21 protein-coding genes are annotated in these 26109 nt (G+C 45.2%); 19 read left to right on the top strand and 2 right to left on the bottom strand.

The window, feature by feature from the left end:
- The first annotated feature begins 23 nt into the window (after positions 1-23).
- From pheT to TZ97_RS05295, 12 genes are all read left to right on the top strand, one after another.
- A complete protein-coding gene (gene pheT, locus TZ97_RS05350) occupies positions 24-2429 on the top strand; it encodes a phenylalanine--tRNA ligase subunit beta (protein WP_045759651.1) in 2406 nt (801 codons plus the stop codon).
- Between the two features lie 234 nt (positions 2430-2663).
- On the top strand, positions 2664-2972 hold the full coding sequence (locus TZ97_RS05345) for a PH domain-containing protein (protein ID WP_024056335.1): 309 nt from the start codon (positions 2664-2666) through the stop codon (positions 2970-2972).
- Positions 2973-2985: 13 nt separating this feature from the next.
- Positions 2986-3195 (top strand): helix-turn-helix transcriptional regulator, encoded by a 210-nt coding sequence (locus TZ97_RS05340; protein WP_024056334.1) that lies wholly within the window; start codon positions 2986-2988, stop codon positions 3193-3195.
- 1 nt (position 3196) lies between these two features.
- Complete coding sequence (locus TZ97_RS05335) at positions 3197-3994, top strand: DUF3169 family protein (RefSeq protein WP_045759650.1); 798 nt, start codon at positions 3197-3199, stop codon at positions 3992-3994.
- Positions 3995-4005: 11 nt separating this feature from the next.
- Complete coding sequence (locus TZ97_RS05330) at positions 4006-4899, top strand: ABC transporter ATP-binding protein (protein WP_045759649.1); 894 nt, start codon at positions 4006-4008, stop codon at positions 4897-4899.
- Positions 4896-6110, top strand: a complete 1215-nt coding sequence (locus TZ97_RS05325; RefSeq protein ID WP_045759648.1) for an ABC transporter permease — start codon at positions 4896-4898, stop codon at positions 6108-6110. Before TZ97_RS05330 ends, TZ97_RS05325 begins: the two co-directional genes overlap by 4 nt.
- 103 nt (positions 6111-6213) lie before the next feature.
- Positions 6214-7137: an aldo/keto reductase gene (locus TZ97_RS05320; RefSeq protein WP_045759647.1), complete on the top strand. Its 924-nt coding sequence runs from the start codon at positions 6214-6216 to the stop codon at positions 7135-7137.
- 148 nt (positions 7138-7285) lie between these two features.
- Entirely contained in the window at positions 7286-7861 is a 576-nt protein-coding gene (locus tag TZ97_RS05315) for a TetR/AcrR family transcriptional regulator (RefSeq protein WP_045759646.1), read from the top strand.
- Positions 7858-8538, top strand: a complete 681-nt coding sequence (locus TZ97_RS05310) for an ABC transporter ATP-binding protein (RefSeq protein WP_045759645.1) — start codon at positions 7858-7860, stop codon at positions 8536-8538. The genes TZ97_RS05315 and TZ97_RS05310 overlap by 4 nt, the downstream gene beginning before the upstream one ends.
- 3 nt (positions 8539-8541) lie before the next feature.
- Positions 8542-9687: an FtsX-like permease family protein gene (locus TZ97_RS05305; protein ID WP_045759644.1), complete on the top strand. Its 1146-nt coding sequence runs from the start codon at positions 8542-8544 to the stop codon at positions 9685-9687.
- 385 nt (positions 9688-10072) lie between these two features.
- Positions 10073-11818, top strand: a complete 1746-nt coding sequence (locus TZ97_RS05300) for an ABC transporter ATP-binding protein (RefSeq protein WP_045759643.1) — start codon at positions 10073-10075, stop codon at positions 11816-11818.
- Complete coding sequence (locus TZ97_RS05295; protein WP_045759642.1) at positions 11808-13676, top strand: ABC transporter ATP-binding protein; 1869 nt, start codon at positions 11808-11810, stop codon at positions 13674-13676. The genes TZ97_RS05300 and TZ97_RS05295 overlap by 11 nt, the downstream gene beginning before the upstream one ends.
- Before the next feature lie 325 nt (positions 13677-14001).
- On the opposite strand, the gene TZ97_RS05290 is transcribed toward TZ97_RS05295, so the two are convergent.
- Entirely contained in the window at positions 14002-14484 is a 483-nt protein-coding gene (locus TZ97_RS05290; RefSeq protein ID WP_045760200.1) for a glutathione peroxidase, read from the bottom strand.
- A 159-nt stretch (positions 14485-14643) separates the two neighbouring features.
- On the opposite strand from TZ97_RS05290, the gene rexB reads away from it, so the two are divergent.
- The 3 genes from rexB to TZ97_RS05275 are packed head-to-tail and all read left to right on the top strand — an operon-like array spanning position 14644 to position 21893.
- Entirely contained in the window at positions 14644-17910 is a 3267-nt protein-coding gene (gene rexB / locus TZ97_RS05285) for an ATP-dependent nuclease subunit B (protein ID WP_045759641.1), read from the top strand.
- Entirely contained in the window at positions 17907-21572 is a 3666-nt protein-coding gene (gene addA, locus TZ97_RS05280) for a helicase-exonuclease AddAB subunit AddA (RefSeq protein WP_045759640.1), read from the top strand. Before rexB ends, addA begins: the two co-directional genes overlap by 4 nt.
- A 3-nt stretch (positions 21573-21575) precedes the next feature.
- The gene (locus TZ97_RS05275; RefSeq protein ID WP_045759639.1) at positions 21576-21893 is read left to right on the top strand and encodes a DUF4298 domain-containing protein; all 318 of its coding nucleotides are present in this window, start codon (positions 21576-21578) and stop codon (positions 21891-21893) included.
- A 287-nt stretch (positions 21894-22180) separates the two neighbouring features.
- Here the strand turns inward: TZ97_RS05275 and TZ97_RS10215 are convergent, their stop codons facing one another.
- Positions 22181-22351 carry a DUF3042 family protein gene (locus TZ97_RS10215; protein ID WP_003002781.1) on the bottom strand — a complete coding sequence of 57 codons (171 nt, stop codon included), beginning with the start codon at positions 22349-22351 and terminating at the stop codon, positions 22181-22183.
- A gap of 83 nt (positions 22352-22434) precedes the next feature.
- On the opposite strand from TZ97_RS10215, the gene miaA reads away from it, so the two are divergent.
- From miaA to rnz, 4 genes are read left to right on the top strand one after another with little or no spacing between them, the layout of a single operon-like run.
- The gene (miaA, locus tag TZ97_RS05270) at positions 22435-23322 is read left to right on the top strand and encodes a tRNA (adenosine(37)-N6)-dimethylallyltransferase MiaA (RefSeq protein ID WP_045759638.1); all 888 of its coding nucleotides are present in this window, start codon (positions 22435-22437) and stop codon (positions 23320-23322) included.
- A complete protein-coding gene (gene hflX, locus TZ97_RS05265; protein ID WP_045759637.1) occupies positions 23315-24562 on the top strand; it encodes a GTPase HflX in 1248 nt (415 codons plus the stop codon). Before miaA ends, hflX begins: the two co-directional genes overlap by 8 nt.
- Positions 24546-25175, top strand: coding sequence for a cystathionine beta-lyase (locus tag TZ97_RS05260; RefSeq protein WP_045759636.1), 630 nt, complete (start codon positions 24546-24548; stop codon positions 25173-25175). Before hflX ends, TZ97_RS05260 begins: the two co-directional genes overlap by 17 nt.
- A gap of 3 nt (positions 25176-25178) precedes the next feature.
- The gene (gene rnz, locus TZ97_RS05255; RefSeq protein ID WP_045759635.1) at positions 25179-26108 is read left to right on the top strand and encodes a ribonuclease Z; all 930 of its coding nucleotides are present in this window, start codon (positions 25179-25181) and stop codon (positions 26106-26108) included.
- Position 26109: the final 1 nt, after the last annotated feature.

Raw genomic sequence — 26109 nt, 5'->3', positions numbered from 1 at the left:
AGTGGGATCTTACGATCAGAATAATGTTAGTATCATATAAATGGTTAAAACAATTGGTGGACGTGGATGTGCCATCAGAAGAGTTGGCTGAAAAAATGTCAACTACAGGGATCGAAGTAGAAGGTGTGGAATCGCCTGCTACTGGTCTCTCAAAAATTGTCGTCGGAGAAGTCTTGTCTTGTGAAGATGTGCCAGAGACACACCTTCATGTCTGCCAAGTTAATGTGGGGGAAGAAGAAGCGCGTCAAATCGTCTGTGGAGCACCAAATGTGCGAGCAGGCATCAAGGTGATGGTGGCTCTTCCAGGTGCTCGCATCGCAGATAACTACAAGATTAAAAAAGGGAAAATCCGTGGTTTGGAATCCCTTGGGATGATCTGTTCACTTGGTGAGTTAGGCATTTCTGACTCAGTTGTACCGAAAGAATTTGCGGATGGCATCCAAATCTTGCCAGAGGATGCTGTTCCAGGAGAAGAAGTCTTCTCTTACCTAGACTTGGATGATGAAATCATCGAGCTTTCTATCACTCCAAACCGTGCAGATGCTCTTTCGATGCGTGGGGTAGCACATGAAGTAGCAGCCATCTATGACAAGGCAGTCAACTTCAAAGAATTTACTTTAACAGAAACAGACCAAGTTGCAGCGGATGCTCTTTCTGTCAGCATCGACACAGATAAGGCTCCTTATTATGCAGCTCGTATCTTGGACAATGTAACCATCGCACCAAGTCCACAATGGTTGCAAAACCTCCTCATGAATGAAGGCATCCGTCCCATAAATAATGTGGTTGACGTGACCAACTATATCTTGCTTTACTTTGGTCAGCCCATGCATGCCTTTGACTTGGATACCTTTGAAGGAAATGACATCCGTGTACGTGAAGCGCGTGCAGGTGAGAAATTAGTGACCTTGGATGGGGAAGAGCGTGAGTTGGAAACAAGTGACCTCGTGATTACGGTTGCTGACAAACCTGTTGCCCTTGCAGGTGTCATGGGGGGAGAGGCTACAGAAATCTCTGAAAAGTCTACTCGTGTAGTTCTTGAAGCGGCTGTTTTCAATGGCAAATCGATCCGTAAGACTAGTGGTCGCCTCAACCTACGCTCTGAATCATCTTCTCGCTTTGAAAAAGGCATCAATGTGGCAACTGTTAATGAAGCCCTTGATGCCGCAGCAAGTATGATTGCTGAATTGGCTGGTGCAACCGTACGTAAGGGCATCGTTTCAGCAGGCCAGTTAGACACTTCTGATGTAGAAGTTTCTTCTACTCTTGCAGACGTTAACCGTGTCCTTGGAACAGAACTTTCCTACGCGGATGTCGAAGATGTCTTCCGTCGTCTTGGTTTTGGCCTTTCTGGAAATGCAGAAAGCTTCACAGTCAGCGTTCCTCGTCGCCGTTGGGACATCACTATCGAAGCGGACCTCTTTGAAGAAATTGCTCGAATTTATGGTTATGACAAATTACCAGCAACCCTTCCAAAAGATGACGGGACAGCAGGTGAATTGACAGCGACTCAAAAATTGCGTCGCCAAGTTCGGACTATCGCTGAAGGGGCTGGATTGACTGAAATCATTACTTATGCACTGACAACTCCTGAAAAAGCAGTGGAGTTCACGACTGCACCAAGCAACTTAACGGAGCTCATGTGGCCAATGACTGTGGATCGTTCGGTCCTCCGTCAAAATATGATCTCAGGAATCTTGGATACTGTAGCTTATAATGTCGCTCGTAAGAACAAAGATTTGGCCCTCTATGAGATCGGAAAAGTCTTTGAACAGACAGGTAATCCAAAAGAAGACTTGCCAAACGAAATCAATAGCTTTGCCTTTGCTTTGACTGGCTTAGTTGCTGAAAAAGACTTCCAAACTCCAGCTGTTCCAGTTGACTTCTTCTATGCCAAGGGAATCTTGGAAGTCCTCTTTACTCGCTTGGGTCTTGAAGTGACTTATACAGCAACACAGGAAATCAAGAGTCTCCACCCAGGACGTACAGCCTTGCTCTCACTTGGTGACCAGGTGATTGGGGTCTTGGGACAAGTCCACCCTGTAACAGCTAAGGCTTATGACATTCCAGAAACCTATGTGGCAGAATTGAACTTATCTGCTATTGAAGCAGCTCTTCAACCAGCCGCAGCCTTTGTGGAAATCACCAAATTCCCAGCTGTGAGCCGTGATATCGCCCTTCTCCTCAAAGCAGAAGTGACCCACCAAGAAGTGGTTGATGCGATTCAAGCTGCTGGCGTGAAACGCTTAACAGATATCAAACTCTTTGACGTTTTCTCAGGTGAAAAACTAGGACTTGGCATGAAGTCTATGGCCTACAGCTTGACCTTCCAAAATCCAGAAGATAGCTTGACAGATGAAGAAGTCGCACGCTACATGGAAAAAATCCAAGCTTCACTTGAAGAAAAAGTCAATGCAGAAGTGCGTTAAGATGTAAAAAGATGAAACAGTTGAGAATTTCTCAACTGTTTTTTTCTTCCAGGATTTGCAAGTTATAGGCCTTAAAACCCTATAAAAATAAAGAAATTCCTTTAAGTACTCAAAATATCCATGTCAACCATCCTGCTATTATTGACAAATATTTTTATTTTTTTGACAAATATGCTTGTCAAAAAGAAAAAGAAGTGTTACAATGTTTTTAGTTGAAAGAAGGGGAGGTTTCTTATGGGAGCCATATGGATTCTATTTATCCCTTTTCTGGTTATCGTTTATGCAAGCTCAGAAAAGAAGATAAAAGGATTGAACAGACGCATCAGACGATTAGAAAAACAAGTGAAAGGAAATCAAGACATGTCTAGACTTTTAGAAGAATTGAAAGGCCAAACGGCCACTGTTACAGTAGATGGTGTTGGATTTGAGTATGAAATTATAGATATCGATGAAGATTGGGTCAAACTGACCCGTGTGATTCATAAACAACAGAGGGAAACCAAGTTAGTCCGTATCGAAGATATTCAAGGTATTCAACTATAAGGGGGCTGATGCCATGATTTTAAAAAATCGATTGAAAGAGCTGAGGGCGCGTGATGGACTCAACCAATCCGAGCTAGCCAAGCTAGCAGGGGTCTCGCGCCAGTCCATCAGTCTCTTGGAACGTGGTGAGTATACACCTTCTGTCATTATCGCCATGACCATTGCCCAGATCTTCAATGAACCAGTGGAGAATGTCTTTAGTCTAGTAGAGGGAGAAGAATAATATGAAAAAGCAACAACAAGAACGATCCGCTCGTTACCGGTTTTGGAGAAATGTCGGAATCATTACAGTTTCCGGCTTGATTGGAGGAGTCATTGGTTTTTTGACAGGCATGTTCGGATCCGAAAAACCCCTTGAAATCCAATCCTTCTTTAGTAAAGAAGGACTCCTTTGGGGTTCAATACTTTTGTTTCTTATCGTGTTTATGGTCACGATAGCCTTACTAATAAGCGCGAGAAAAGTCCATCAAAAAATGCTCCAGATAGAAGACGAAGAGGAAGCCTATCACTATGACATCCAGAAGGAAAAACTGTTTGGGTTAGCGACCATTTTTAAAGGAGTCATGATCTTGCCATACTTTTTAGTCATCATCTTTTATAGTCAATGGGTGTATATGGATAGACCTTCCACAGGGCACTTGGCTTTTATCTTTGGAGACTTTACCATGCTCTATCTCTTTCTTGTCTTGATTGCCCTATTTTTCCTATCGGATATCTTCTTTCGCAAGACCTTCCATCTGATTTATGGAAAACCGATTCCCCGCAATGCCAATGCCAAGGAAGTGCGTGAATTTATGATGAGTATGATGGATGAAGCAGAAAAGCAGATTAGCTACGAGGAAAACTATGAAATTATCATTAAGTTAAGCAATTATATCTTGCCGATTTCCTTAATTGCGATATTCTTAGTTGGCATTGCTTTCCATACAGATATCTTGTTAGCATTAGTAGTGGTATCACTGATTTATGTCTATATCTTGGTCTCTCAGTACAAGATTACCAAACGTTATTATAAAGAGTAGAGGAGTCATCCATGTTAGAAATTAGAAATTTAGAAAAAAGCTTTGGGAATAAGCAGGTTCTCTTCGGAGTAGATCTGACAGCTCAACAAGGGCATATCCTTGGTTTGGTTGGGAAAAATGGGGCTGGGAAAACCACCATTTTCCACAGCATCCTGCGCTTTTTGGACTACAGCGGTGAGATCCGCCTAGATGGCAAAGCGATTACGCAAGAAACTTACAAAGAAATTGGTTATTTGCCAGAAGAGCGAAGCCTTATGCCTAAGTTAACCATCTATGAGCAAGTCCGTTACCTTGCTAATCTCAAAGGAATGTCAACTGCTGAGGTCAAGGAGAAACTTCCAATCTGGATGGAAAAGCTCCAAGTAAAAGGAAAATTAACCGATAAGATCAAGAGCCTCTCAAAAGGGAATCAGCAAAAGGTTCAATTGATCATTACCATGATCCATGAGCCAAAATTGATCATCCTGGATGAGCCTTTTAGCGGACTGGATCCTGTCAATACAGAAGTGCTTAAGCAGGTCATTTTTGAAGAAAAAGAACGCGGTGCCACCATTATCTTCTCTGACCACGTCATGACCAATGTGGAAGAACTCTGTGATGAGTTGGTTATGATTCGTGATGGATCTGTGATTCTTTCAGGTCCCGTACAAGAAGTTCGCAATAGCTTCGGGAAGACTCGTCTCTTCGTATCCAATGACTTCAGTAAAGAGGAGTTGGAAGTGCTGCCTCACGTGACCAAGGTGACCATGACCAAGCAAGGCCTGTGGAAGTTGGTATTGGATGATGAAACAGCAGGTCCGGACCTCTTTGATCAGTTGACCAAGGGTCGCTATCTAGCAACCTTTGACCAACAAGCCCCAACCATTGATGAAATCTTTAAACTAGAATCAGGAGTAGAAGTATGAAACAGATGCTGATTGTTATCAAAGAAACTTATTTACGCCAAGTGAAATCATGGAGCTTTTTACTGATGGTGCTTACTCCCTTTCTCTTCTTCGGATTGACGATTGGAGTGAACTATTTCGTCGGATCTTCTACATCTGCGAAAAGCAACATCGCCTTGATTACAGATCAAGCTCCTGTCAAGGAAGTCTTGAAAGGGACCGATGGCTTGTCCTTTGACTATAAGGATGAAGCAGTAGCTAAGAAGGCCATGAAAGAGGAAGAAATCAAGGGAATCCTCACAGTTGAAGAAAAGGATGGCCAGCTAGAGGCTCGCTACCAGAGTGAGGATGCCATGAAGCCAGGTTTCAAAGCAATCCTTATGGCTAAATTGAGTCAGGTCCAACAAATGCTCAATGTTTCTAAAGCGGATTTAAGCCAAGAGCAGTTAGCAGCCCTTTCGCAACAGGTCTCATTGATTGAAAAAATTGATGAGAAGAAAGAAGGGCTGAAAATGGTGCAGACCGTGGTAGCTGGAGGAATCGGTTTTCTTATCTACATGATTCTGATGTTTTATTCAGGTATCACTGCTCAAGAGGTAGCCAGTGAAAAAGGGACCAAGATTATGGAAGTGGTCTTCTCAAGCATTCGCGCAACTCACTATTTCTATGCTCGCATGATTGGTCTTTTCGGAGTCATTTGTACTCATATTGGTATCTATGCAGTCGGATTGGGAGGCGTTTGGATTTTTAGAGACTCCATTCCTCTTGTGAAAGATATCTTATCTCCAGACTCTCCTATCACCCAACATATTGGACAATCCATTTCCTTGAATACCTTATTCTTGATCATTCTTGGAATCTTCATGTACGTGGTTCTTTCAGCTTTCCTAGGTTCAACAGTTGCTCGTCCAGAAGATACAGGAAAAGCGATTTCGCCACTGATGATGTTAGTGTTCTTTAGCTTCTTTGGAGTAACCACCTTGGGTAGTGCAGGAGATGTCCTTCTGTTGAAGATTGGATCATACATTCCATTCATTTCAACCTTCTTCATGCCATTCCGTACCATCAATGGCTATGCAAGTGGACTTGAATCATGGGGATCATTCGGAATTGCCTTGGCCTTCACGCTCCTCGGCACCATGATCATTGGAAAAATCTATTCAAGCCTTATCTTACAAACAGATGACCTAGGTTTAGTCAAGACTGTTAAAAAAGCTCTTAGCTATCGTTAAAAGAGACACCTTCAGTGAATGCTGGAGGTGTTTTGCTTTGTGAAATCATTGCTGTTTGGTCTTCTTTCCTTTATAATGAAGGAAGAATGAAAAGGAGGCGGACATGAACTATATTGAGTTTGCTGAAAATGAGCGTCTGTCCACGATTGTCCTTGGGATGATGCGGATTAGTGAGATGAGTGAAGATGAGGTGGAGGCCTTGGTGGAGGCGGCCTTGTCGATTGGGATCAACACCTTTGACCTGGCGGATATCTATGGCGATGGCCAGTGTGAGGTCCTGCTGGGGAAGGTTCTCAAGCGCCGTCCGGATCTTCGGGACCAGATGTGGATCCAGTCCAAGTGTGGGATTCGCAAAGATGGCTTTACCTATTTTGATTTTTCGAAGGACTATATTTTGGATTCCGTCGATGGCATCCTCGAGCGTCTGCAGATCGAGTGCTTAGATAGTCTCCTCCTTCACCGACCGGATGCCCTCATGGAGCCGGAAGAAGTGGCGGCAGCTTTTGATCACTTGGAGCAAGCTGGCAAGGTCCATCATTTTGGGGTGTCCAATCAAAATCCCATGATGATAGAATTGCTAAAAACGGCTGTCAAACAACCACTCAAGGTCAACCAGTTGCAGTTGAGTGCCGCCTTTACGCCTAGCTTTGAAGCCGGTTTTCATGTCAACATGGAAGGGCCAAAAGCAGCTGTGCGAGATGGCAGTATCTTTGAGTATTGTCGCTTAACCGATACGGTGATTCAAGCTTGGTCTGTCCTCCAGCATGGCTATTTCAAGGGGAATTTTGTGGGCAAAGAAGAGTTTGCGGCTCTCAATCACGTCCTCAATGACTTGGCGAAGAAATACCAGGTCACTCCGACAGCTATCGCCCTTGCTTGGGTCCTCCGCTATCCAGGTAAGATGCAGGCTGTCATCGGAACGACCAAACCCCAACATGTCCTTGAAGCAGGGAAAGCAGCAGCAGTGACCCTAACGCGCAAGGAATGGTACCAAATCTACTTGGCGGCGGGAAATGATTTGCCTTAGAATCTTGTTAGTAGACCAGACTTCACTTGTATCAGTGGGCTGGTCTTTTATTTTATACTTTACGAATTTTTCTTGACAAGTCTTACTTTGTTATGGTATTCTTTATGCAACATATGTTGCGCAACAATCGTTGCGCGAAAGGAGTCTTATGCCACCAAAGGTTAAATTTAGTAAAGAAGCTATGATTGGGACAGCTTTACAATTGGTGAGAGAAGAGGGAATGGCTAGTTTGACAGCTCGAGCATTAGCGGAGAAACTGGGAGCCACACCGAGAGTCATTTTTGGGCAATTTGCCAATATGGCTGAGTTACAGACAGAGGTTATTGGTGCTGCGGAGATGGTCGTGGTGGAGTATATTCGTAAGGCCTTAGAAGATGAGAAGCCTTTTCGATCCGTCGGGGTTGCTTATATCCTTTTCGCCTCAAAAGAGCCCCAACTCTTTCAATTGCTTTTCCAAAATCCTAGCAAAGATCCGATTCGTCGCTTTCAAGATTTTCTTCCCATGAAGGATCATAGTTACCAATTGGTTCTGGAATCGATTGTCGCAGACTATCCATTGACGTTAGGGGAGGCTAGTCGCTTGTACCAGCATCTATTCATCTACTCACACGGGATGGCCTCTATGGTTGCTTCTGGTATTTATCAGTTCAGCATGGAAGAAGTGATTGGTTTATTGACAGAAGTTTGTCAATCTCTCATCAAAGAAATGGTAGGAAAGAAATGATTCAACTAGAAAATGTTCACAAAAGTTATGGCCAAACAAAGGTTTTAAAAGGGATTGATTTGCAGATTCAAGACCAGGATGATGTGGTTGTCCTAGGTCCTTCTGGATCAGGAAAGTCCACTCTCTTAAACGTATTATCTGGATTAGAAAAGGTAGACGAGGGGCATATCCTCATTCAAGGGCAAGATTTGTCTCAACTCACGGATGCTCAATTGACAGCCTTTAGACGTGAGAAGATTGCCTTTATTTTTCAGCAGTATTATTTATTACCGAATCTCACGGTCAGACAGAATGTTAAGATGGGAGCTGATCTGGCAAGCAATCATGATTTTTTGCAGATCATCGAGGATTTGGGTCTTGGTGATAAGCTGGACAAGTATCCAAGTGAATTGTCTGGTGGGGAACAGCAGAGAGTCTCCATTGCCCGTGCCCTGGCCAAAAAGCCAGATATCCTCTTTTTAGATGAGCCGACGGGGGCCCTGGATGAAGAAACAGGGCGCAAGATTCTCGACTATATCTGGAAGTTGAAGGAAAAGCTGGGCTTTACCTTAATTATGGTGACGCACAACCAAAATATTGCGGATATGGCCAGAACCATCATTCTCGTCAATAGTGGCAAGATTACCCAAGTTGTGACCAACGATCAGCCTCAGACTGCCTATGAGATTGGATGGTAAGCCATGTTTTCAGTAAAAGATATTCGAAAATTAGTTGTCGTCAGTATCATTGGGGCTTGTGCGGTCTTTGTGGCCAATCTCTTCTTGAATTTTTACCTTGATATCGAGCAGTTGGAGATTTCTAAAACCAATCCGATGATTCAGACCTACTATGATGCCCAGGTTTCGCTATCTTGGATGGTGGCCATGGTCAGTGGGGTTGTCTTGTCCTTGACGTCGATCCTTCTCATGTGTTTTTATATCAAACAATTTGTCGATGACCACAAGGAACAATTAGGAATTTTAAAGGCTTTGGGTTATAGCAATGGCCAGTTGGCGAAACGATTTTGGGCTTTTGGACTCAGTTTTGGAGTTGGAGCACTTCTTGGCTATTTCGCTTCTTTTCTAATGATGGGACATTTTTATGACTTTCGCAATGAGAAGGGGATTCTGCCAGACATTACCATTCATTTTCATTGGCAACTCTTAGTTGCTTTTGTGATGCTGCCAACGACTTTCTTTATGGTCCTTGCGATTGGCTATGCTAGAAGACAACTACAAACGCCGGCACTTCGCTTATTGAAAAAATCTCCAGGTCCAATCAAGGTCAAAAGGAGAAAGAGGGCTCCTAAGAAAGGGAAATCCTTCCTAAAAGAGTTGTCTTCGTCGCTGATTTGGGGGAGAAAATCGATCTTGTTTTTTGTTGTCTTTGGCTCCATGTGTTTCGCGGCCATGGTTCAATTGTCTTTTGGCCTAAGGGACTACACTGATGACATCATCCAAACGATGATGATTATGATTGGTTTGATCCTTTCTTTCTCGATCCTCTTTTTGTCATTGGGAATTGTGGTCTCAGAAAGTCGCGAAACCTTGGCTCTTATGAAGGCATTTGGCTACACCGATCGTGAATGCCAAAGTCATATTCTCGCTCCCTATCGTTTCTGGGCCTATCTAGGATTTGCCCTTGGGACGGCTTATCAATATGGCATCATGGAAATTTTGATTGGCGTAATCAAAGATACAGTTCCTGGTAAAATTGAGCATCACTTTGATGGGAATGTGTGCTTTTGGACTTTGATCAGTTTTGCTGTGGTTTATGAAAGCCTCTTTTATCTATCTAACAGAAAACTCCAAAAACAAACCATCAAAGAAGTGCTTTTAGCAGAATAAATAGAAAAGAGAGTGGGACAGAAATCGGTCATTCGTTAGAATTCGATTTCGTCGTCCCACCTCCGCACAGTTGAGTAGGGCTGTAAAAGCTGATAAAATCAGCGTAGTATAGCCCACTCAGCCACTGCGTCTTGCTCGACAATCCAAAAACAATTGAGAGGCTAGGACTTTTGTCCCAGCCTCTTTTGTACTGGATAAACAGAAAAACGGATGCTGTCTAAAAATCTTGCATTTTTTTGCAATTTAGGTTACAATGAAGACTATAAAAAATGCGTAATCCCTAGGGTCTTTCCCTCAGGGAATTTTGTGTGTTTTGACCTATTTTCGATGGAAAGAAGCTTTGCTTCTACCGCAGGAAAAAGTATGAATAACATTGGAGGTAATAATGATTCGATCCTTAATTTCCGAGATCAAAGAATTTAAGAAGCCCTCGATTTTGGCTTCCTTGTTCATGGTCTTTGAAGTCATGTTTGAGATTTCGATTCCCTTTGTCATGGCGAGTCTTTTGGACCAGGGTGTTCAACAAAGAAACATGAACAATATTTTGTTTTACGGTGGGCTCATGCTGGTCTGTGCCTTTTGCTCCCTCTTTTGTGGGATGCAGTCTGCCCGTTATGGCGCCTATGCATCGGCTGGTTTTGCTAAAAACCTTCGTCGGGCCATTTTCAAAAAGGTTCAAACCTTCTCATTTGAGAATATTGATCAGTTCTCATCAGGTGGGTTAGTCACTCGGATGATGACGGACGTGACCAATGTGCAAAATGCCTATCAAATGGTGATCCGGATCTGTGTACGGGCACCGCTCAATTTGATCTTTGCCATTGTGGCTTGTTTCTTGATCAATCCGGAAATGGCCATGATCTTTGTCTATGTGACCATCTTTTTGGCAGCTGTCTTAAGCATCATCATGAAGATTGTGTATCCGCTCTTCACAGAAGTATTTGAAGCTTATGACAATCTCAACAACAGCATTCAAGAAAACATCACCAATATGCGAGTGGTGAAGTCCTACGTTAAGGAAGCAGATGAAACCGTTAAATTCAAAAAAGCTTCACGCCGGATTTATAACATGTTTATGAAGGCTATCCGTGTCGTTGTCTTGAGTAGCCCAGCTATGATGCTTTCCATGTATGCTTCTTTCCTTTTGATCTCTTGGATTGGGGCTCATCTGATCGTTGGTGGCCAACTCTCCACTGGGAATCTGACTTCTATGTTTAGCTACACCATGACCATTCTCATGTCGCTCATGATGTTTATGATGATCTTTGTCATGTTGTCGATTTCCATGGCCTCTGTCGAGCGGATCAATGAAGTCTTGACGACCAAAACGACGATTGACTCTCCAGAAAATGGGATCAAAGAAGTTGCTGATGGCTCCATCAACTTTGAGGATGTGACCTTTGCTTATACCGATGAAAATGGCGACAAGACCCATGTCTTACAAGGGATTAATCTTTCTATTCGTTCAGGGGAAGTGATTGGTATCTTGGGAGGAACAGGATCAGGAAAATCAAGCTTGGTGCAGTTGATTCCTCGTCTCTATGATGTCGAGTCTGGTCGGGTGACAGTAGCAGGCCACGATGTCAAAGAATACGATCTTGATTCCCTTCGTAAGCAAGTGGCCATGGTTCTTCAGACCAATGTCCTTTTCTCTGGTACGATTAAAGAAAATATGCGCTGGGGAAATAAGGATGCGACAGATGAAGAGATCATCGCAGCTTGTAAGATTGCCCAAGCCGATGAATTTATTCAAGATTTCAAAGAGGGTTATGACACCATGATTGAGCGTGGGGGATCCAATGTCTCTGGTGGTCAACGCCAGCGTCTTTGTATCGCGCGTGCCCTTCTTATGAATCCGAAGATCTTGATCTTGGATGATTCGACTTCAGCGGTCGATACCAAGACGGATAGTTTGATCCGTCAAGGATTGGCAACCAGCTTGAAAGAGACCACCAAAATCATCATTGGTCAACGGATTTCCTCTATTCAAGATGCAGATCGCATCATCGTGATGAATGATGGTCAAATCGATGCGATCGGTCGTCACGAGGAATTGCTTGCGACCAATGCCATCTACCAAGAAGTATATGAAATGCAAACACAAGGGAAAGGAGAAGCAGATGAAAACTAAGAAAAAAGCAAATCTAGGCTCTATCCTTCGCCTGCTCGACTTCCTTTGGAAAAACTACAAGGTATCCTTGATTGTTTCCTTTATCTTAATCATTCTATCATCTCTTGCGACGGTCAATGTAACAGCTTCGATTCAGTCCCTGGTCGATGTCTATGTAGAGCCTATGCTAACGTCAAACAGCCATGATTTCGGACCGCTCTTGTCCTTCTTAACACGGGTCGGTTTGATTTGTTTGATCGGGGTCCTTGCTAACTATGGCTTTACCTTGATTATGGCGACCGTTTCACAAGACTCACTTAGAAGTCTTCGAAATCAGTTGTTTGCCCGCATGCAAAAACTGCCCGTTCGTTACTTTGATACCCACCAACACGGGGACATCATGTCTATCTATACCAATGATATTGATGCTCTTCGCCAAGCGATTGAACAATCCATTCCTCAACTCTTATCCTCAGCGATTACCATCCTTGGGGTAACGTTTACCATGCTGACGGTTAGTCCACTCTTGTTCTTAATTGTTCTTTTCATGGTCATCGTCATGGTCTTTATCATCAAGGATGTCTCTGGCAAGTCAGGTCGTTACTTCGGGGCCCAACAAAAGAACTTGGGGATTGAGAACGGCTTTATTGAAGAAATGATGTCTGGTCAAAAAGTGGTCAAGGCCTTTGTACATGAAAGAGAAAGCATTGAGGATTTTGATCGGATCAATGACCAACTCTTTGAGTCTTCGTACCAGGCCAACCGCTATGCCAATGTCCTCATGCCAATTCTTGGGAACTTGGGAAATGTTTCCTTTGTTCTAACAGCCTTGATCGGTGGACTCTTTGCGCTAAACGGCGTCGGTGGTTTAACCATTGGTGGTCTCATGGCTTTCTTACAATTGAACCGTTCCTTCACAGGTCCGATTGCCCAGGTCTCTCAACAATTGAACTTTGTCCTTATGGCCTTGGCTGGTGGAGATCGTGTCTTTGATCTCTTGGATGAAGAAGAAGAAGTCGACCAAGGAAAAGTGACGTTGGTCAATTATGAACTGGTCGATGGAGAAATGGTCGAAACCGATCAGAAAACCAACAAATGGGCTTGGAAACACCCACGTCCAAATGGGGATTACGAGCTTGTCAAGATGGTCGGAAATGTGGTCTTTGATGATGTTGATTTCTCTTATGATGGGAAGAAACAAATCCTTCATGGCATCAACTTGTACGCGGATAAGGGGCAAAAAGTGGCCTTTGTCGGAGCGACTGGTGCAGGAAAGACAACCATCACCAACTTGATCAACCGCTTCTATGATATCCAATCCGGAATGATCACTTATGATGGGATCGATATTAAATTGATTGAGAAAGATTCTCTGCGTCGTTCCCTCGGAATCGTTCTTCAAGATACCCACTTATTCACTGGTACGATTGCGGAAAACATTGCTTATGGCCGTGCTGATGCAACACGGGAAGAAATCCTTGAAGCAGCTCGGATTGCCAATGTGGATTCCTTTGTTAAGCACTTGGATCAGGGCTATGAGACAGTCTTGACGGATGATGGGGCTGGCCTATCAAATGGTCAACGACAATTGATCGCCATTGCCCGTGCAGCCCTTGCCAATGCGCCTGTCTTGATTCTGGACGAAGCGACGTCTTCCATCGACTCGAGGACAGAGAAGATGGTGCAAGAAGGGATGGATCGCCTGATGGAAGGTCGGACAGTCTTTGTCATCGCCCACCGTCTATCGACGATTGTCAATTCCGATGTCATCATGGTCATGGACCACGGACGCATTATCGAACGAGGCAACCATGCTTCCTTGATGGCAGAACGTGGCACCTATTACCGCTTGTACACCGGTGGACTTGAAATTGATTAATAATAAAAAAAGCTTGAGCGTTAGCTCAGGCTTTTTTGGCTTATGGATAATGACTTCTTAGAAACTTTCCTTAGGTGAGTACGGACGTCAGGTGAAATTATCCAGTGGATGATTTCAGCAATCCAGGAAGTTCCATGACTAATTATTGAGCCCCTTCGCTCTTTAATTTCTGGGCTCAGGCTAAAACAGTTTCCCAAACTGTTTTACTCTCAAAATTCCTGAGTGCCTGAAACGTTATTGTTTCAGGCACTTTTCTCACAGCGGAAAGTCTCGAAAATAAATAGCCATTCATCAAAAATCCTGACTACACTTTCAGGCTTTTTGCTTATTTCTCAAGTAAGTCTTGGATCAAGTCTTCCATGGCAGCTGGCTCTGTCTTGGAGGAGAAGCGTTGGGCAACTTGGCCTTGTCGGTCGATGACAAATTTTGAGAAGTTCCATTCGATGCGTTTGCCCAGTGGTCCAGCTGCTTGACTTTTGAGCCAGTCATAGAGAGGAAGGGCTTCTTTACCATTGACCTTGGCTTTAGCGAATCGTGGGAAGGTGGTCTGGTAGTTGAGGCTGCAGAAACTATTGATTTCTTCTGCAGTTCCTGGTGCCTGCCCCATGAATTGGTTACAGGGAATGTCTAGGATTTCCAGCCCCTTTTCCTGGTAGCGCAGGTAGAGATCTTGCAGTCCTTGGTATTGCGGGGTCAAGCCACAGCCTGTTGCTGTATTGACCACGATGAGGACCTTACCTTGGTAGTGAGAAAGGGGAATCTCCTCCCCATTCTGGTTTTCTAAAGAAAAATCATAAATGCTGGTCATCGGGATCATCCTTTCTGTTTCTTTAACTTCTATTGTAGCACAAATGTCCTAAAATTGGGGCAAGAGGAGCATGACTTCTTGCTTTAGTCCCTCCTGTGAAAATGATATAATAAGAAGATAACAAGCTCTCAAGAAAATGCCAAAAGGAGAACGGATCGGATGAAATTACTCTATACGGATGTTCGGACCCCCTTGACCCAGGTCCTGACACAAGAAGCCGTAGGGTTAGTAGAACAGGGCAAGCGTGTGTTTTACATTGCGCCCAACTCTCTTTCCTTTGAAAAAGAAGCCAAGGTCTTGTCCTATTTAGAAGGTCAGGCTTCTTTTGCCATTACCGTCACGCGCTTTGCCCAAATGGCCCGTTATTTCATCCTGAATCAGGTTTTTGAGGAGCAACCCTTGGATGACATCGGTCTAGGTATGCTATTTTTTAAAGCTCTGTCCCAGATGAAGGAGCAGGATCTCAAAGCTTACGGGGCCCTGCGCAAGGATCCTCAGTTTATCCAGCAACTGGTCCAGCTCTATCATGAATTGCAGACAGCCCAGATGGATTTTACCGATTTGGAGTTGCTCGAGGAAGCTGAAAAAAGAGAGGACCTCTTGGCGATTTTTGAAGCGGTCTCTGAGATGCTGGTCAAGCATCAGTATGAATCCCAGTCCAAGATGGCCTTTTTCCTCAATCAGGTCGAAGAAGGGCAGCTGGAAGAGCAATTACAGGATGTGGCGATCGTCGTCGATGGCTTCACGCGTTTTTCTGCAGAAGAAGAGGCTTTGATTGGTCTCCTTCACCGAAAAGGAGTGGAGATTGTCATCGGAGTCTATGCCAGTGAAAAAGCCTACCGGGCAAGCTTTAGAGAGGGAAATCTTTACCAAGCCAGTGTTGACTTTCTCCTCCAGCTGGCAAAGACATTTGAGGTACAGCCCCAGTATTGTGGGCAAGCGATCGAAGACTCCTTTAGTCGCATTACCCGCATGTTAGAAGCGCGCTACGATTTTTCACAAGTGGAAAATGAGCTGGAGGACCAAGATCGAACAGCAGTCCAACTCTGGCAAACCAATACGCAAAAAGAAGAGTTGGAATTTGTTGCCAAATCCATCCGTCAGCGTCTTCATGATGGGGCCCGCTATCGGGATATTCGGGTCTTGTTAGGCGATGTGGAAGCTTATCAACTGCAACTCAAGACCATTTTTGACCAGTATCAGATTCCCTTTTACTTGGGACGAAGTGAGGCCATGGTCCACCATCCCTTGATTCAGGTCATTGAATCGCTAGGGCGGATCAAGCAGTTCAATTATCAGACAGAAGACGTCATCAATCTGTTGAAAACGGGTCTGTATAGTGATCTGACGCAAGCAGAAGTTGATGCTTTTGAGCAATACCTTCGCTTTGCGGAAGTAAAGGGTGCTACAAAATTTCACAAGCCTTTTACTAGCAATCGTCAGGGCAAGTTTAATTTGGAAGAGCTCAATACTCTCCGGGAACGCGTCGTAGAATCTCTAGCTCCCTTCTTTTCACAGCGCAAACAAAAGGTGACCCAACTCTTAACCGCCTTTACAGAGTTTCTGCAAGAGGCCCAGCTTTCTCAGAATCTACAAGCTTTGATCAAGGATCTAGCCTTGGAGGAGCAGGAGCGCTATGAGCAGGTCTGGAAGGCCTTCCTCCACGTCTTAGAAGAGTTGAACGTGGTCTTTGAGAACCAAGAGTTGACAGTGGATGACTTTCTAGCTCTCCTTTTATCGGGGATGCAATTGTCTCAATACCGGACAGTTCCTGCTACGGTCGATGTGGTGACGGTTCAGTCCTATGACTTGATTGAACCCTTGACAGCGCCTTATGTCTACGCGATCGGGCTGACCCAGGAGCGTTTTCCAAAGATTGCTCAGAACACCTCTCTACTCAGTGAAGAAGAGCGCCAGCAGTTGAATGAGGCTACCCAAGAAGGAGCAGAGCTCCAGGTGGTGACTAGTGAAAATCTCAAGAAAAATCGCTTTGTGGCAGTTTCGCTCCTCAATGCGGCGACCAACCAACTGGTCCTATCGGCTCCTAGCTTGGTCAATGAAATGGAAGACAGTGTCTCTCCTTACCTTGTCGAATTGACCAAGGAACCTATTGCCATCGAGTGGACGACCAAACAAGCCCAAGCTTCGAGTGATGATATCGGGACCTACCGAGCCCTTTTAGCGCGGGTGATTGAACTCCATCAAGAAGAGATTACGAGTGAGTTGTCTCCTGAAGAAGCCAGCTTTTGGGGTGTGGCGGTACGGGTCTTGCGCAAGAAATTAGCCGCTGAAGGCATTCAGATTCCTCAGATTTCAACGGAATTAAAGAGCCGTCAGCTTCAGTCGGATACGCTTCAAGCGCTCTATCCAGAGGGCAAAGCCTTGACATTATCTGCTTCTGCCTTGAATGAATACTACAAGCACCAGTATGCTTTTTATCTGCGCTATGTCTTGGGCTTACAAGAGGATGAAACCATCCGGCCAGACGCTCGTAGTCATGGGAATTTCTTGCACCGGATCTTTGAACGAGTCTTAAAAGATAGTTCCGATCAAGCGTTTGATCGGCGTTTAAATGAGGCGATTCGAGAAACCAGCCAAGAAGCAGAGTTTCAGCAATTGTATACAGAAAGTGGAGAGACCGAGTTTATTCGCAACTTGCTTCTTGATACTGCGAAAACAACGGGGCGTGTCCTCGCCCAGCAAAATGGCATCGAGACCATCGGTGAGGAGACCCTCTTTGGTGGAAGTACCCACACCTCTTATCCATTGTCCGATGGCCGTCTCCTGCAGCTACGAGGCAAGGTGGATCGCATTGATCAATTGAGGGATCACGGAGCCCTCGGAGTCGTGGACTATAAGTCCAGTCTGACGCAATTTCACTATGACAAGTTCTTTAATGGACTGAATTCTCAATTGCCGACCTATCTCTCTGCGATTCAGGATTTGAAGGAATACCAAGAGGAGCAGGGGATTTTCGGGGCCATGTATTTGGAAATGGGAGATCCCCTAGTGGATCTGAAAAAGACCAAGACAATAGAGGATGCCATCAACCAAACCATGAAAAGTCAACAGTACAAGGGGCTCTTTATGGCAGATCAGGCGCCTTATCTGGGCGAGGCCTATGACAAAAACAAGGCCATGATGCTGAGTAAGGAAGAGCTGGACTTGCTCCTCTTGTACAACGCTTATCTCTATAAAACGGCAGCAGAAGGGATCCTCAAGGGGCAATTTGCCATCAATCCCTATAGTGAAAATGGGCGCAATATCGCACCATTCGTGGAGCAGTTTAAATCCATCACAGGATTTGAAGCGGATCGTCACCTAGGTCAGGCACGGTTCTTGACCAAACTAGACCAAAAAGGAATACGCGGTGAAAAGGTGAAAGCCGCTTGGATCGAGAAGATGAAGGAGGTCTTGAACAAATGATCAAACAAGCATTTTTGACAAGAGAAGAAATCAAGGCCCTCCAGGTCCAAGAGGCAGCTTCTACCAAAGAGCAAAAGCGGACGCCAGAACAGATCGATGCCATCTATAGTTCGGGGACCAATATCCTGGTGTCAGCCTCTGCTGGATCAGGAAAGACCTTTGTCATGGTGCAGCGGATACTGGATCAGATCCAGCGTGGCATTTCGATTAAGGAACTCTTTATCTCGACCTTTACGGTCAAGGCGGCAGGAGAGCTCAAGGATCGTTTGGAAAGTGAACTTGGAAAAGCCCTGCAAGCGAGCGATGATCCAGAGCTCAAGCAACACCTGGCCCGTCAAATCGCAGATGTCGCCACCAGCGATATCGGAACCATGGACTCTTTTACCCAAAAGGTCCTAACGCGCTATGGCTATTTGCTTGGGTTGGCACCCCAGTTTCGCATTTTACAAAACGCTAGTGAGCAACGCCTCTTACAAAATGAAGTCTTTCAGGCTGTTTTTGACCGCTATTACCAGGGGGAAAACCAAGAAGCCTTTGTGCAGATGGTCAAGAATTTTACGGGACAGCGCAAAAATTTATCCTTGTTTAAAGAGCAGGTCTACCAGATCTATGACTTTCTTCAGTCGACCAGTGATCCGGAGAAATGGTTGGAGGAGCATTTCCTAAAAGGCTATGAAGAGACCGATTTTGAACAGGTGGAAGCTACCCTGATGGAGAGCATCCAGCAGGCCCTCTATGAGGTAGAGAGCTTTTTTGACTTCCATTTGTCCAATGAAGGCCAAGCATTTGGCAAAGCCAAGTATTTGGAAGCGGTGCAAGAGGTGCTCGATCAGATTGGAAGCCTGACAGGTAGTGTCAATAAAGAGCAACTGACCTCTGTCCTAAAGGCGGTCGTGGCGATTAGTCGGGCTTCAAATGGGGGAGCCTTGACCAACAGAGCCCGAAAAGAAGAGCTAAAAGACCTAGTCACAGCCTATAACCAAGACAAAACCATACATATCAATCGCCTCAGAGACTTGGAAAATCAGCTCTATCAGCTGGAATTTCAACAAACCTTCCACCAAGAAGAAGGCCCCATGCTCTCCTTGTTGCGGGACTTTATCAGAGACTTCGCTCGCGCTTATCTAGAGCGAAAAATCCAAGAAAAAGCTTATGAATTTGGGGATATCAGTCATTTTGCGATTCAAATTTTAGAGCAATTCCCAGAGGTGAGACAAGCCTTTCAAGAGCGTTATCATGAGGTCATGGTCGATGAGTATCAGGATACCAATCACACCCAAGAGCGGATGTTGGACTTGCTGTCAAATGGCCACAATCGCTTCATGGTGGGGGATATCAAGCAATCGATTTATCGCTTCCGTCAGGCAGATCCACAGATTTTCAATGATAAATTTAAAGCCTACCAAGAAGAAGGGGCGAAAGGGAGGTTGATCCTCCTCAAGGAAAATTTCCGGAGTCATGTGGAAGTATTGGACGCGACCAATGATGTCTTTCGCCATTTGATGGACGAAGAGGTGGGCGAGATTGACTACAATCAAACCCACTATCTGGTCGCAGGAAGCGACAAGCAGCGGATGGCCTTGCCACAACATCGGGCAGAATTTTTGCTTTATGATGGCTCCCAAGACCAGGAAGAAAAGACCGAAGACGAGGAAGCTCCTCTTGGAGTAGAGACGATTTCCAAGGGAGAAATTCTCCTGGTCATCAAAGAAATTTTACGTCTCCATCGGGTAGAAAAAGTGCCCTTTAAAGAGATCACGCTCTTGACTGCGACTCGAACGCGAAATGATGCGATTCTGGAAGCTTTTGACCAGTACCATATTCCGATTGTGGCAGATAGCGGACAGGCGCATTATCTTGAGTCACTGGAAGTGATGGTCATGTTGGATACCTTGCGGACCATTAACAATCCCTTGCATGATTATCCCTTGGTTGCTCTCATGAAATCACCCATGTTTGACTTTGATGAAGATGAATTGGCACGGATTTCCTTGCAGACCCTTCCAGAGCAAAAGCAAGTGGTCTTCTACCACAAGGTCCAGTTAGCCCTTGAAAAGACTGCAGAGCATGCAAATCTGATTGATGCCAAGCTCTCAGCTAAAATCGAGAACTTCCTCAAGGTTTTATCTACTTGGAGAGCTGCTGCCAAGACCCATTCGCTCTATGATTTGCTGTGGAAAATCTATGAGGATCGCTATTACTATGACTATGTCGGCGCCCTTCCAAATGGGGCCCAGCGCCAGGCCAATCTCTATGCCTTGACGCTTCGGGCCAATGATTATGAGAAGGCCAGCTTTAAGGGCTTGTCGCGCTTCATTGCCATGATCGACAAGGTGATCGAAAATGAACACGATTTGGCTAGCGTACCTCTTGCGGCTCCAAAAGATGCCGTCCAGCTCATGACCGTCCATAAGAGTAAGGGGCTGGAATTCAAGTATGTCTTTATTCTCAATATGGACAAGGCTTTTAACCGTAAGGATCAATCGGGGCCAATTATTCTCAGTCGTCAAAAAGGGATTGGCTTTAAATATGTTGCGAACCTGCCGGTTGAGACAGAGAATCCAGCTGCTCCTGAAACCATTCGCCTGCAGGTCGAAACGCCTTGCTACCAACGCAATGTGGAAGAAACAAAATTGGCCACGATTTCGGAGCAGATGCGTCTTCTTTATGTCGCGATGACACGAGCTGAGCTAAAGCTCTATCTGGTCGGAAAAGGTCGCGAGGACAAACAGCGCGATACTGATTGGGGGACCAGTCGCAATGGCAAGCTGGATCCGGAAAAACGAAAAGAATGGACCTCTTATCAGGACTGGCTCTTTGCCATTCAAGATGTGTTTGCCAAGAATACCCTGGCCTATGACACACGTTTTGTGACAGATGAAGACTTGACACCAGACCAGCTGGAACCCATAGAGAAGGAGAAAGATTCTCGGCTTGATCAGCTAAAGGACGTCCGTCAGTCAGAGGATATTCGTCGGGCCTTGGATATCTTGGAAAATGTTGATCGGCTCAATCAGCTCTATGCTCCGGCCATTCATTTGCCAAGTGTCCGGACCCCTAGTCAGATCAAGAAATTCTACGAGCCAGTCATGGATGCCAATGGCGTCCAGATCATGGATGCGAAGACTGTAACGCCTGACTTTGAGCTTCCTACTTTTGGGCAAGAAGAAGCCGTGACGGGAGCCCAAGTTGGTAGTGCTGTCCATGAACTCATGCAGCGCGTGCCTCTTGGAGAAGCAATCACCCTTGAGACGCTGCGTCAAGCCTTGGAGCAAGTCCAAGCAGCCCCAGCGGTCAAAGCCCACATCAAACTAGAAGCCATTCTCGCTTTCTTTGAGACACCTTTGGGGACCTTACTTCAAAGAGAAGCCACTCGTGTTCATCGCGAAGCTCCCTTTGCCATGCTGAAGAAAGATCCAGCCAGTGGAGAGGACTTCGTCGTGCGGGGGATCCTGGATGGTTACGTGGTGCTAGAAGACCGGATCCTGCTCTTTGATTACAAGACGGATCACTACAAGATTCCTAGCCAATTGGTCGAACGCTACCGGGATCAGCTCGATCTCTATGCAGAAGCTCTTCGTCGTTCTTATGGCAAAGAGCAAGTAGAAAAATACCTCGTGCTTTTAGGTGGCCCCCATCTAGAAGTGGTGAAAGTGGAGTAAATCATGGCAATTGCAAAGGAAAAAATTGAACGCATCCAAAGGATGGAAGGTTATTTGAACGACTACGCCAAGACTTTGGAAGATACAAAAAAAGCAGTGGATCGACTAAAAGAGCATCAAGAGAGCTATATCCAACTGCGCGATTATTATAGTAGTCAGGCCTATTTTGATGACTTGGACCTGTCCAATCAAGCTGATTTTCCAGCCGATCTTCCTTGTGGTGTCTTATCTGAAGATGCCGTCTATGATTTATTAGACGAGCATTTTCAGATGGGAGTCGAACTCTTGGAGATCGCAACGAAGATGATCAAAGAACGGTGAATTCATTCTTTATATTTTATCTTTCCTTAGGTGACGGCGGACGCTAGCGAACTTCTACGAAGTTCCATAGCTAATTATTGAGCCTAGGGTCTCAATAATTCCGAGTACCTGAAACAGCTCCTGTTTCAGGTACTTTTGTCACTGCGGAAAGAAAAATATGTAAATGATGACATAGAGAATTGTGGGATTACTTGACTAATTCATTGGATATTTCGACTGACTTATTAAAATGTAAAAGCAACTAACAGATACAAAAAAGCTCCGGTTTCCCGGAGCTTTTTGAATGATTAGTGTGAGACACGGCGACGTGCTGCTTTTTTGCGGTTTTCTTCGATGAAAGCTGCTTTTTGTTCTTCTGGTTCGATTACTTTTTTCTTGAATGTGTAAACTGCACCTGCGACAGCAGCAACTGTACCAGCAACACCAGTAACAAAACCTTTACCAAATCCTTTAGCCATGAGAATTTCTCCTTTTCTGAACTTTAAATATTTATGTTATAATATATGGTAACGAAAAAACGTGAATTTTGCAAGGAAAAACGATGAAAACCAAGATAATTGTGATTGTGGGACCGACCGCTGTTGGAAAGACAGCTCTTGCGATCGATTTAGCACAAGCTCTCAATGGTGAAATTATCAGTGGCGATAGCCAGCAAGTCTATCGAAAGCTGGATATTGGAACAGCCAAGGCGACACCAGAAGAGCAAGTTGCCGCTCCCCATCATTTGATCGATGTGCGGGAGGTGACCGAGTCTTACTCGGCTTTTGATTTTGTAAGAGAAGCCAAGACTGCCATTGAAGAGATCACAGCCCGAGGTAAGCTTCCTATCATTGCAGGTGGGACAGGCCTTTACATCCAAAGTCTGCTCGAAGGTTATCATCTGGGTGGTGAAGTTCCTCATGAAGAGATTCTAGCCTATCGCGCTCAATTGGACTTGTTATCGGACGAAGACTTGTACCAAAGAGTGGCGGAGCAAGGACTTGTGATTCCTCAGCTTAATCGCCGACGGGCCATGCGGGCTCTTGAAATTGCGCATTTTGGGCAGGACCTCGCAAACGAAGAGACCGATTATGACCCCTATCTCATCTGTCTAGATGATGACCGGTCCTTGATCTATGAGCGCATCAATCGTCGAGTAGATCGCATGCTAGAGGAGGGCTTGCTGGATGAAGCTAGGTGGCTCTATGATGACCATCCGGAGGCTCAGGCAGCTAAAGGGATTGGGTACAAGGAACTCTTTCCTTACTTTAAGGGAGAGCAGAGCCTTGATGAAGCCAGTGAGATCCTCAAGCGCAATACGCGGCGGTTTGCCAAACGGCAGCTGACCTGGTTTCGAAATCGGATGGAAGTAAAATTTTACGCCATTTCTGCCCCCCACTTCAAGGAGCAGGTTCTTGCAGATGTAAAGGAGTTTTTACAGCATGATTGAAACAGAAAAAAAACAAGAACGCATCCTTTTGGTCGGTGTGGAACTTCAAGGCATGAACAATTTTGATATGTCAATGGAGGAGTTGGCGAGCCTGGCTAAAACAGCTGGTGGAGATGTTAGGGGCTCCTACACACAAAAGCGGGAGAAATACGATACCAAGACCTTTGTCGGCTCAGGAAAACTAGAAGAAATCGCTCAAATGGTCGAAGCAGATGAGATTACGACCGTGGTGGTCAATAACCGCTTGACCCCGCGTCAAAATGTCAACTTAGAAGAAATCCTTGGGGTTAAGGTCATTGACCGGATGCAGTTGATTTTAGATATCTTTGCCATGCGGGCTAGGAGTCATGAAGGGAAGTTGCAGGTACACTTGGCCCAGCTCAAATACCTCTTGCCACGTCTTGTCGGTCAAGGGATTATGCTCAGCCGTCAAGCTGGGGGAATTGGTTCTCGTGGACCAGGGGAAAGTCAGTTGGAGTTGAATCGCCGGAGCGTTCGCAATCAAATCACCGACATCGAGCGCCAGCTCAAGGCAGTTGAAAAGAACCGAGAAACCCTTCGTGAAAAACGCTTGGAATCACCTGTTTTCAAGATTGGTTTGATCGGCTATACCAATGCAGGAAAGTCGACCATTATGAATCAGCTGACCAGTAAGAGCCAGTATGAAGCCGATGAACTCTTTGCGACCTTGGACGCCACAACCAAGAGTATCCATCTAACAGGCAATCTGCAAGTGACGCTGACTGATACGGTTGGCTTTATCCAAGATCTACCAACAGAGTTGGTATCAAGCTTTAAGTCGACCCTGGAAGAAAGTAAGAATGTAGACCTCCTGGTCCATGTCATCGATGCGTCTGATCCCAATCATGAAGAGCATGAAAAGACGGTGCTTTCGATCATGAAGGACCTGGATATGCTGGAGATCCCTCGCTTGACGCTTTACAACAAAGCAGATAAAGTGGCAGACTTTACACCAACCCAGACACCTTTTAGCCTGATTTCAGCGCGCTCTGAGACAGCCTGTGAAGATCTCCAGGCTTTGCTTCTAGAAAAATTGAGAGAACTCTTTGTTCCCTTTACCATTCGCGTTCCTTTTTCAAAATCCTATCGGACCCATGACCTAGAGACGGTTGCGATCATTGACCAGCGCGAAATTGAAGAAGACGTCGAGGTCATTCAAGGTTATATCGCAGAGAAAAATAAGTGGAAGTTGGAAGAATTTTATGACGGATTACGTTGATTTAGCAATAAAATATGGAGGTTATACCAGCCTCGATCGGGTCTATCTGACCAATCTTTTAAGCACGATCCCTGAGGAATTGCGTCTCCGTGTGATTACGCCTCCCCCAAGTGTGATCAACGCCTATTTCGCAGAGCTCTATCAAAAAAAGAGCCCCAAGGAGGCCATGGATTATTTCTTGGACCTGAGCCGGGCATTTGACTTATTCACAGTTCAGCAAAGCTTTGATGAACGAAAGCCATTTATCCGCCTCAATTTATCAGGTAAATCTTATGGCTTGGCCTACGCAAATGAAGAGCTAGCCTGTGTCTTTGCTGAAGATCCAGCAGAGGATATCAACCCTGCCATTTTATTCGAAATTGCAGAGATCTTTCCACATTGTTTGGTCTTTGAAAAAGATGATAAGATCTGCTTGCAAGAGGCTGAACCAGAAGTGGTCACTAAAACAGAAGCCCTCTCAGCCCTGACTGATTTGATGACCTTGGAAGATGGACGCTTGAAACTGTCAGGATATAACCAAGAAGAGCTTCTCGAGCTAGCGCAAGCCTACCCAGGCGACCTTTCTTTCCGTTCAGAGAACCGGACGGCCATGATTTATATAGATAGAAAGTAGACAATGGACATTCAATTTTTAGGAACGGGAGCTGGGCAACCCTCAAAAGCCCGTAATGTATCGAGCCTAGCGCTCAAATTGCTGGACGAGATCAATGAAGTCTGGCTCTTTGATTGTGGCGAAGCGACACAGAATCAAATTTTAGAAACGACTATTCGTCCGCGAAAGGTTAGCAAGATCTTTATCACTCACCTACACGGAGACCATATTTTTGGTTTGCCAGGTTTCCTCTCTAGTCGGGCCTTTCAGGCCAATGAAGAGCAGACGGATCTGGATATCTATGGACCAGCAGGGATCAAATCCTTTGTGATGACCAGTCTTCGCGTATCAGGCTCTCGCCTGCCTTACCGCATCCATTTTCATGAATTCGATGAACATTCTCTGGGTAAGATTTTAGAAACCGATAAATTCACGGTTTATGCAGAAGCTTTGGACCACACCATTTTCTGTGTGGGTTACCGGATCATGCAAAAAGACCTCGAAGGGACGCTGGACGCAGATAAGCTCAAGGCAGCAGGGGTTCCTTTTGGTCCACTCTTTGGTCAGGTCAAAAATGGCCAAGATGTCACCCTGGAAGATGGTACTAAGATCATTGCTGCGGATTATATTTCAGCTCCTCGACCTGGTAAGATTATCACGATCCTCGGAGATACCAGAAAGACTGATGCCAGCGTCCGCCTCGGGGTCAATGCGGATGTCCTCGTCCATGAGTCTACCTATGGCAAGGGTGATGAGAAGATTGCTCGTAAACACGGCCACTCGACCAATATGCAGGCGGCAGAAGTGGCGCGTGAAGCTGGAGCAAAACGCCTTCTTTTGAACCACATCAGTGCTCGCTTCTTATCAAAAGACATCAGCCAATTGCGCAAGGATGCGTCCAGCATTTTTGAAAATGTCTATGTCGTCAAAGATTTGGAAGAAGTGGAGATCTAAG

It is taken from the genome of Streptococcus parasanguinis (genome assembly GCF_000963275.1).
Taxonomy (GTDB): Bacteria; Bacillota; Bacilli; order Lactobacillales; family Streptococcaceae; genus Streptococcus; species Streptococcus parasanguinis_B.
Note: the sequence above shows the minus strand (reverse complement) of the source record. Positions and strands in the feature narration are given on the sequence as shown.

Excerpts from the sequence above, each read along its gene's own strand:
- TZ97_RS05260 (WP_045759636.1), top strand. The coding sequence starts at position 24,546 with ATGACGGATTACGTTGATTTAGCAATAAAATATGGAGGTTATACCAGC.
- TZ97_RS05320 (WP_045759647.1), top strand. The coding sequence starts at position 6,214 with ATGAACTATATTGAGTTTGCTGAAAATGAGCGTCTGTCCACGATTGTC.
- pheT (WP_045759651.1), top strand. The coding sequence starts at position 24 with ATGTTAGTATCATATAAATGGTTAAAACAATTGGTGGACGTGGATGTG.
- TZ97_RS05315 (WP_045759646.1), top strand. The coding sequence starts at position 7,286 with ATGCCACCAAAGGTTAAATTTAGTAAAGAAGCTATGATTGGGACAGCT.
- TZ97_RS05275 (WP_045759639.1), top strand. The coding sequence starts at position 21,576 with ATGGCAATTGCAAAGGAAAAAATTGAACGCATCCAAAGGATGGAAGGT.
- miaA (WP_045759638.1), top strand. The coding sequence starts at position 22,435 with ATGAAAACCAAGATAATTGTGATTGTGGGACCGACCGCTGTTGGAAAG.
- TZ97_RS05325 (WP_045759648.1), top strand. The coding sequence starts at position 4,896 with ATGAAACAGATGCTGATTGTTATCAAAGAAACTTATTTACGCCAAGTG.
- TZ97_RS05300 (WP_045759643.1), top strand. The coding sequence starts at position 10,073 with ATGATTCGATCCTTAATTTCCGAGATCAAAGAATTTAAGAAGCCCTCG.
- TZ97_RS05330 (WP_045759649.1), top strand. The coding sequence starts at position 4,006 with ATGTTAGAAATTAGAAATTTAGAAAAAAGCTTTGGGAATAAGCAGGTT.
- addA (WP_045759640.1), top strand. The coding sequence starts at position 17,907 with ATGATCAAACAAGCATTTTTGACAAGAGAAGAAATCAAGGCCCTCCAG.
- rnz (WP_045759635.1), top strand. The coding sequence starts at position 25,179 with ATGGACATTCAATTTTTAGGAACGGGAGCTGGGCAACCCTCAAAAGCC.
- TZ97_RS05290 (WP_045760200.1), bottom strand. The coding sequence starts at position 14,484 with ATGACCAGCATTTATGATTTTTCTTTAGAAAACCAGAATGGGGAGGAG.
- TZ97_RS05345 (WP_024056335.1), top strand. The coding sequence starts at position 2,664 with ATGGGAGCCATATGGATTCTATTTATCCCTTTTCTGGTTATCGTTTAT.
- TZ97_RS05310 (WP_045759645.1), top strand. The coding sequence starts at position 7,858 with ATGATTCAACTAGAAAATGTTCACAAAAGTTATGGCCAAACAAAGGTT.
- TZ97_RS10215 (WP_003002781.1), bottom strand. The coding sequence starts at position 22,351 with ATGGCTAAAGGATTTGGTAAAGGTTTTGTTACTGGTGTTGCTGGTACA.
- hflX (WP_045759637.1), top strand. The coding sequence starts at position 23,315 with ATGATTGAAACAGAAAAAAAACAAGAACGCATCCTTTTGGTCGGTGTG.
- TZ97_RS05340 (WP_024056334.1), top strand. The coding sequence starts at position 2,986 with ATGATTTTAAAAAATCGATTGAAAGAGCTGAGGGCGCGTGATGGACTC.
- TZ97_RS05295 (WP_045759642.1), top strand. The coding sequence starts at position 11,808 with ATGAAAACTAAGAAAAAAGCAAATCTAGGCTCTATCCTTCGCCTGCTC.
- rexB (WP_045759641.1), top strand. The coding sequence starts at position 14,644 with ATGAAATTACTCTATACGGATGTTCGGACCCCCTTGACCCAGGTCCTG.
- TZ97_RS05335 (WP_045759650.1), top strand. The coding sequence starts at position 3,197 with ATGAAAAAGCAACAACAAGAACGATCCGCTCGTTACCGGTTTTGGAGA.
- TZ97_RS05305 (WP_045759644.1), top strand. The coding sequence starts at position 8,542 with ATGTTTTCAGTAAAAGATATTCGAAAATTAGTTGTCGTCAGTATCATT.